Source organism: Kribbella sp., from assembly GCF_035687465.1.
In the GTDB taxonomy this organism is placed as follows: domain Bacteria; phylum Actinomycetota; class Actinomycetes; order Propionibacteriales; family Kribbellaceae; genus Kribbella.
In genome coordinates, this window is record NZ_DASRXP010000403.1 from 1 (window position 1) to 6380 (window position 6380).

The 6380-nt window shown below is 67.5% G+C and carries 5 protein-coding genes and 1 pseudogene; 1 reads left to right on the plus strand and 5 read right to left on the minus strand.

Annotated features, from left to right (window positions below; all coding sequences use genetic code 11):
• A partial coding sequence (locus tag VFG33_RS20925) for an SDR family NAD(P)-dependent oxidoreductase (RefSeq protein ID WP_325054599.1) occupies positions 1–272 on the minus strand: 272 nt, incomplete at its 3' end.
• A gap of 280 nt (positions 273–552) precedes the next feature.
• Between VFG33_RS20925 and VFG33_RS20930 the strand changes: the two genes are divergently transcribed.
• On the plus strand, positions 553–1500 hold the full coding sequence (locus VFG33_RS20930; protein ID WP_325054600.1) for an aldo/keto reductase: 948 nt from the start codon (positions 553–555) through the stop codon (positions 1498–1500).
• Positions 1501–1503: 3 nt separating this feature from the next.
• Here the strand turns inward: VFG33_RS20930 and VFG33_RS20935 are convergent, their stop codons facing one another.
• The 4 genes and pseudogenes from VFG33_RS20935 to VFG33_RS20950 all read right to left on the minus strand — a co-directional run.
• Positions 1504–1896, minus strand: a complete 393-nt coding sequence (locus VFG33_RS20935) for a MerR family transcriptional regulator (RefSeq protein WP_325054601.1) — start codon at positions 1894–1896, stop codon at positions 1504–1506.
• Between the two features lie 66 nt (positions 1897–1962).
• Positions 1963–4707, minus strand: a complete 2745-nt coding sequence (locus VFG33_RS20940; RefSeq protein WP_325054602.1) for a bifunctional YncE family protein/alkaline phosphatase family protein — start codon at positions 4705–4707, stop codon at positions 1963–1965.
• A 4-nt stretch (positions 4708–4711) separates the two neighbouring features.
• Positions 4712–6079, minus strand: a complete 1368-nt coding sequence (locus VFG33_RS20945; protein ID WP_325054603.1) for an ABC-2 transporter permease family protein — start codon at positions 6077–6079, stop codon at positions 4712–4714.
• Positions 6079–6380 (minus strand): annotated as a pseudogene (locus VFG33_RS20950) (ABC transporter ATP-binding protein); the annotation flags it as partial. The gene VFG33_RS20945 and the pseudogene VFG33_RS20950, both read right to left, overlap by 1 nt.

Below are 6380 nucleotides of genomic sequence, written 5' to 3' on the forward strand. Positions count from 1 at the left end.
CCCGCGATACCCTCCCCCGCGTTATTGACGAGGGCTGACAAGCCGCCTTGGTCCAGTTGCTTCTCGACCTCGGCGAAGAAGGCGTCGACCGACTGCTCGTCGGTGACGTCGAGCTGGATGACCTGCAGTCGCTCCGACCCCTGGCGTGCGAGCACCTCACCGTCGGCGGGATCGTGCACGCCGGCAAAGACCTGCCAGCCAAGGCGCTCCAGATGAAGGGCGGTGGTGGCGCCGATACCGCTTCCGGCACCGGTGATGATGATGCTCCGCATGTCTGCGAGCTCCGTTCTATCGGTCGAGTTCGTACCCCTCCACGGAGGTCGTGTCGTTCATGGCCGCTCGGTACCCAACCTCAATCTGCCAGCGGGACTGCAGCTGGAAACTGCGGGTACCGGGTCCTTGCATGACGCCCCAATGTCCCGGGTGCTGACTGTTCAGGAGGTTTGACGATGAGTACCACTTGCGCGGCGACGTACCCCGCTGAGCAGTAGCTCGGTGTCGGCGCGGTTCGCATTTGACCTGGAGTGCGCTCCAGCAGGAATGGTGCCGGTCATGAACGAACTCAAACTGGCACTTGGCGCGATGGAATTCGGCAGCCGGATCGATGAGAAGACGTCCTTCGCTCTCCTCGACCAGTACGTCGCGGAGGGCGGCGTGTGGATCGACACAGCTAACTGTTACGCCTTCTGGCAATCCCCGAGTGGTCACGGTGGCCAGAGCGAGAACCTGCTTGGCCGATGGCTGGCGCAGCGGCCCGGCGTACGGGACAAGGTGCGCATCGCCACCAAGGTCGGGTGGGAGCCCACTGTTCCGGGCGGCTATCCGGCGTTGACCGAGGGCCTTGGCCGTACCGCCATCGACGCGGCACTCGAGATCTCGCTTCGGCGGCTGGGCGTCGACCACATCGACCTGTACTGGGCGCACCGCGACGATCGGGACACGCCGCTGGAGGAGACGGTTGCCGCGTTCGGGCGGCACCAGGCGGACGGCACGATCGGCCGGGTCGGCCTGTCGAACTGGGCGTTGTGGCGGGTCGAGCGGGCGTGCGGTCTTGCGGCGGAGCTCGGCCTCGGCGAGCCGAGCGCGTTGCAGCTGCGGTACTCGTACCTCCAGCCGCGACCGTTCGTCCGCGGCCAGGTCCATGACCATCGGTTCGGGTGGGTCACCGACGAGGTCCTCGACTATGTGAACACCCAACCGCAATGGGATCTCTGGGCCTACAGTCCGTTGATGTCGGGCGCCTACGAGCGCGACGACCGGCCGATCCATGAAGCATTCGACCATCCCGGTACGAGCCGACGGCTGGAAGTGCTGGCCAAGGTCGCCGCGGACCTCGGTGTCAGCCGGAGCAGCGTGGTGGTGGCCTGGCTCGTCGGCGGCACGCCCCCAGTCCGGCCGATCATCGGAGCGAGCCGGCCGGAGCAGCTCATGGCGGCGCTCGTGGGAGCCCGCCTGGAACTCGGGGCCGACCGGCACTCTGAACTCGAGCGTGCCTGGTAGCGCTCAGGACTTGATGGTCTCCGCGGTGTTCGATTCGCGGGCGGCGTAATACGCGATCTTGTCGTCCAGGACGTTCAGTGCTGCACCCATCCTGGCAACGTGCTCGACCAGGGCCGCCCGGCGCTCGCGCAGGAACTCGACGCGGGACGCCGGGTCGCCCTCCGAGCGGAGGAGCGCGGTGAACCGTTGCAGGTCGGCGATACCCAGCCCCGCGTCCCGCAGGCAGGTCACCACGCCGATCCAGGCGATGTCACCCTCGCGGAAGACCCGCCGGCCACCCGGTAACCGCTGGATCGGGCCGATCAGCTCCTCGCGCTCGTAGTACCGCAAAGTGTCCAAGCTGAGCCCGGTAACCTCCGCGGCCTCACCTGGCGTGTAGTGCCCCTCTTCCGTCATACCCCGATCTTCGCACCCGCCGTGCCACCGCGGGGGAACTTGTCCCCCGCGGTGGTTGGCTTGGGGTCAGCCGTCGGTTTCTGCCGCCGGGATGTAGGAACCCGGTACGTCCGCCGGGGCGAAGATCTTGTCCTCGCCCGGGTACGGCGTGGCCCAGTCGTGCGCCTGGTACCAGTCGAAGTGGTTCATCTGCGCGGGGTTGGCGAAGTCGGCCCGGGCATTGGGGCCGGTGGTCCGCTGCTGCGACTTCCACGTCTCCCACTGCGCCGCGACCGCCTGCTGGTCCGCCGGTACGACGGCCTTCGGTGCCGGCGCCGCGTTCGGGTTCTGTGCCGCGGGAACATCCGCGCCACACGGCGGCAGGGTGCTGATACCCGCTGTCAGCGAGGTCCGGTTGGGCACCGCGTTGAACGGGGCGTAGTTGGGCTTCTGCGTGAACGCGGCGGCCATCGGGGTCGCCGCGCTGTCCTTCTGGTTCATCGGCTTCATCCCGAGGATCTGCTCGATCGTCCGGATCATCGTGATCTGCGTGTAGTAGTGGCTGTCGACGACGCCGTGCTGGGCCCAGGGGCTGATGATCTGGATCGGGGCCCGGTGGCCGTCGACGTGGTCCAGACCGGCCTGGGAGTCGTCTTCGACGATGAAGATCGCCGAGTCCTTCCAGTACTTGCTGTGCGAGATCTCGTCGACGATCTTGCCGGTGGCCAGATCGTTGTCCGCGTTCTGCGCGGCTCCGTTCGGCGGGCCACCGGTGTGGTCGTTGGACAGCCAGAACATGTTCAGGTTGGCCGGCCCGCTCTTCTCGAAGTCACGCTTCCAGATCTCGGCCTTGTAGATGTCCGGGACGCTGGTGTCGAAGAGCGGGAAGCCGGGCACCGAGACCGCGTTGAGCGACGGGATCGCCGAGCCCGTCTTGATGGGATAGGCGGTGTCCTGCCCGGTCGCCACCATGTTCTTGGTGTCGCAGTACAGGTTCTGCCAGGTTGCGCCGGCCGGCTTGCTCTCCATCGACTGGAACTCGCCGTAGTCCTTGACGGACTTGCCGACCGCCTGCGCACCGGTCCAGATGAAGCCGCTCTTCTGGTGGCCGAGCGCGTCGTTCTCGGTGTCGTAACTGCGGGTGTACTCGCCGGCCGACGATTCGGTGTACTCCGGGTTGTCGGCCTGCATCAGCCAGTTGTGACCCTCGGCGGAGTTCGTGCCGACGTCGTAGGTGTTGTCGTACAACCCGAACTGCTTGGTCATCGCGTGCTGGTTCGGCGTCACGTTCTCGCCGTACTGCGCCAGCGCCGGGTCGCCGTTGCCCTCCGGGATGTCACCGAACAGCTGGTCGTAGGTCCGGTTCTCCTTGACGATCAGGAACACGTGCTTGATCGTCGACGGGTCCCCGAGCTTCGCCGGAACCGGCACCGGCTTCTTGTTGCCCTTGCCGGTGGCAACCTGGGCCGAGTCCTTGGTCCAGCCGTTCTGCTGGAAGACCTTGGCGGTGTCGGCCCGGATGGCATGGTCGTCCGGCAGCCTGAACTTGGTCAGGCTCGACGTCGTGTCGTGCGTGCCGTGACCGGCCGCGGTCGTCGTACGGAGGGCGTCGACACCACGGGTGTTGGACACCACGATGTCCTTGCCGACCGTCGCGATCTCCGCCGGGAAGTAGTCCGTCGGGAGCAGACCGATGTAGCTGACCGGTTCCAGCGGGTTCTTGTACTTGTAGACGGCGACCGCGTTGGCCCGGCCGAGTGTCACCAGCAGATGACCGTCGTCGGTGAGCGTCACGCCGTCGGGCTCGTAGCCCACCGAGGCCTCCGGCCACGGCTGGGTGGCGATGGTCTGGACGACCTTGCCGCGCCGCGTGTCGATCACCGACACGTTGTTGGTGGCGGTGTTGGTGACGAAGACGGTGCCGTTCTTGGCGTACACCGCGGTCGGGTGGAGGCCGACGGCGATGCTCGCGGGCGCGGCGGTCGGCTTCGACAGGTCGATCACGCTGACCGTACCGGTGGTGGTGGCAGCCGTGATCTGCGAGGCCGGCACCTGAGTGCCGTACGACTCGATCGTCGGCTCGCCGGGCTTGGCCGGACGGCCGCCCTCGTTGCTGACGTAGAGCTTGCCGCCGACCATGACCATGTCCCGCGGCGCGTTGCCGACGGCCCAGGTCTGCTTGATGGTGCCGGTCGCGGTGTCGATCGCGACAACCTTGTTCTGGCCGTTCACCGCGGAGTACACGGTGGAGCTGTCCGGCGAGAACACGGCCTCACCGACGAGCGCGTGCTTCGTGCCGTCGGCCGGGATCGTGACGAACGTCGGGCTGGCGAGCGAGCCGTCCGGGTTCACCGTGAACCTGCGGTAGCCGTCGGACTGGCCCAGCCACACCTGCGAGCCGTCGGGCGAGTACGTCGGACCTTCCTGGCCGATGTCGTTGCCCGGGATCTTCAGGTCGGCAGCGGCGTTGTTGCCGACGTACTGCTGAACCTTCCAGTTCTTCAGATCGATGATCGCGAGGGCCATCCCGCCATCGGTCACAGAGGCGGCCATGTGGCTGCCATCCGGGCTGACCGCGGAGGACATGATCTTGCCCTTCTGGAGCAGCAGGCGGTCGCCCAGTGGGGCGATGTACTGATCGCTCGAGATGACCTGGCCCTTGTCGGTGACCTGACCGACGTGCTCGGACCCGAACTGGTGCGTCGATGCGACTGCAGTGCCGGCTAGTGCCACGGCAACGGCGGTTGTCCCCGCCGTGACCAGTGGTATCCGGCGGCGAAGAAGGCTGGTGAGGCCCTTCTCGTCACGCCTGCGGCGGCGTGTTACCTGCATGGGGCTATCCCTTCGAGGTGGACGGAAGCAGTTCGATGTTGCCGTCGAACTGCCAGAGCGGATTCGGTTCGTCGCCTGCCGGGGTGCGGACCAGGAAGAAGCCGTTCACTTCTTTCGGTCCGTCCCCGTCGGCGACGTACCGACCGAGTGGGTTGATGTCGAGTTGGTAGATGGCCGAACCGGCCGCTTCGACACCAGGGAGGTGCCAGCTCACGACGCAACGCCAGTCGTTGCCGGGACCGACGGCGGCGACCTGGTCGCCGCCCTTGGTACACGCGGCCGAGGACTGCAATTGCTCCTCGGTGACGTCGGGCCGATTGAGCTGCTTGGTCTGCAGGCGATAGAGATGCGCGAAGGACGTGGCGACCGACCGCTGTACCTTGTCCTGATCGATCCCGGAGCCGGCCCCGGTCGCCGGGGTCAGCACCCCGGCGGTGAGGCCGAACAGTACGACGAGAGGCAACAGGCCGGCGGTGATCGCCAGGCGGCCGGACCCGTCGTGGGTCGGGTTGGTGAAGTCGCGCCGTAGGAAGAGGAAGTAGGCCAGAGCGGTCGCGACGACGACCCACACCAGACTGACCGCGATGCCGATCAGCAGTGGTCCGAGTTGGGCCGGGCTGGTGAACAGGCCGTTCCAGCTGATGAAGGCATAGCCGGGCAGTGCGTAGCGGATGGCCACGGGGACCGGTAGCTGCTGCACGATCTGCATCGCCAGGGCGACCACAGCCGGCAGCAGAAGTCCCATCGGCGACCGGCCCAACGCGACGGACCCGAGCAGGCCGATCGCGGCGAGAGCAAGCGTCGGCGCGAGTGCGCAGGTCCAGGCGAGCAGGACCCTTCCGGCGGCCTCGCCCGGTGACAGCAGGTGGCCGTCCAGTCCGTTCAGGGATCGGTTGCCGACGACCGCGAGCCCGCTGATCGTGCTCGAACAGAGCAGCCCGATCACGAGCACCACGATCACCGTGACGCTGGCCAGCGCCTTCGACGCGAAGATCCGCCGTGGCGACCGGACCGCCACCAGCAGGTGGCGCCAGGTGCCGAGCCGATCCTCTGAAGCGAACACATCGCCGGCGATCAGCGAGGTCAGCAGCGGGAGCGCCCACGAGCCCGAGAATCCGAGAATCACCAGCGGTCCCGCCCACCCGGTGGCGTGCATCCAGCGGCCGAAGAGGGTGTCGACCGGTAGCGAGGCCTGCTGACTGATCACGGCCACGAAGAGCGCCGGCGCGAGCCAGCAGGCGGCGATCAGCAACCGCACCCGCCACTGCGAGACGAGCTTGGTGAGCTCGAAGCGGTAGGCGCGCGCCACCGAGACGGGGCGGGCAACCGGGGTGCCAGGCTTGCCGGCGGTCTCGACGAGAGTCGCGGTCATCAGTTGGACTCCTGCTGCTCGGTCAGGGCGACGAACGCGGCCTCGAGTGGCGACACCACCGGTGCGAGCTCGCGCACCGCGATGCCCGCGTGCACCAGCTCTTTCACCAGCTCGTCCATGGCGGGCACCGGCGCGGACACCACCAACCGCTCGGAGCCGTGCCGTACGCCGCTGCCGTCGACGACCCGGATTCCGGAAGTTCCGGTGGCCACCCGCCGGGCGGCCTCCGCGTCGGAGGTGAGGAGCCGGTAGTCGCGTTCACGGGTCTCGGCGGCCAGCCTGGTCAGCGGGCCGGAGAAGG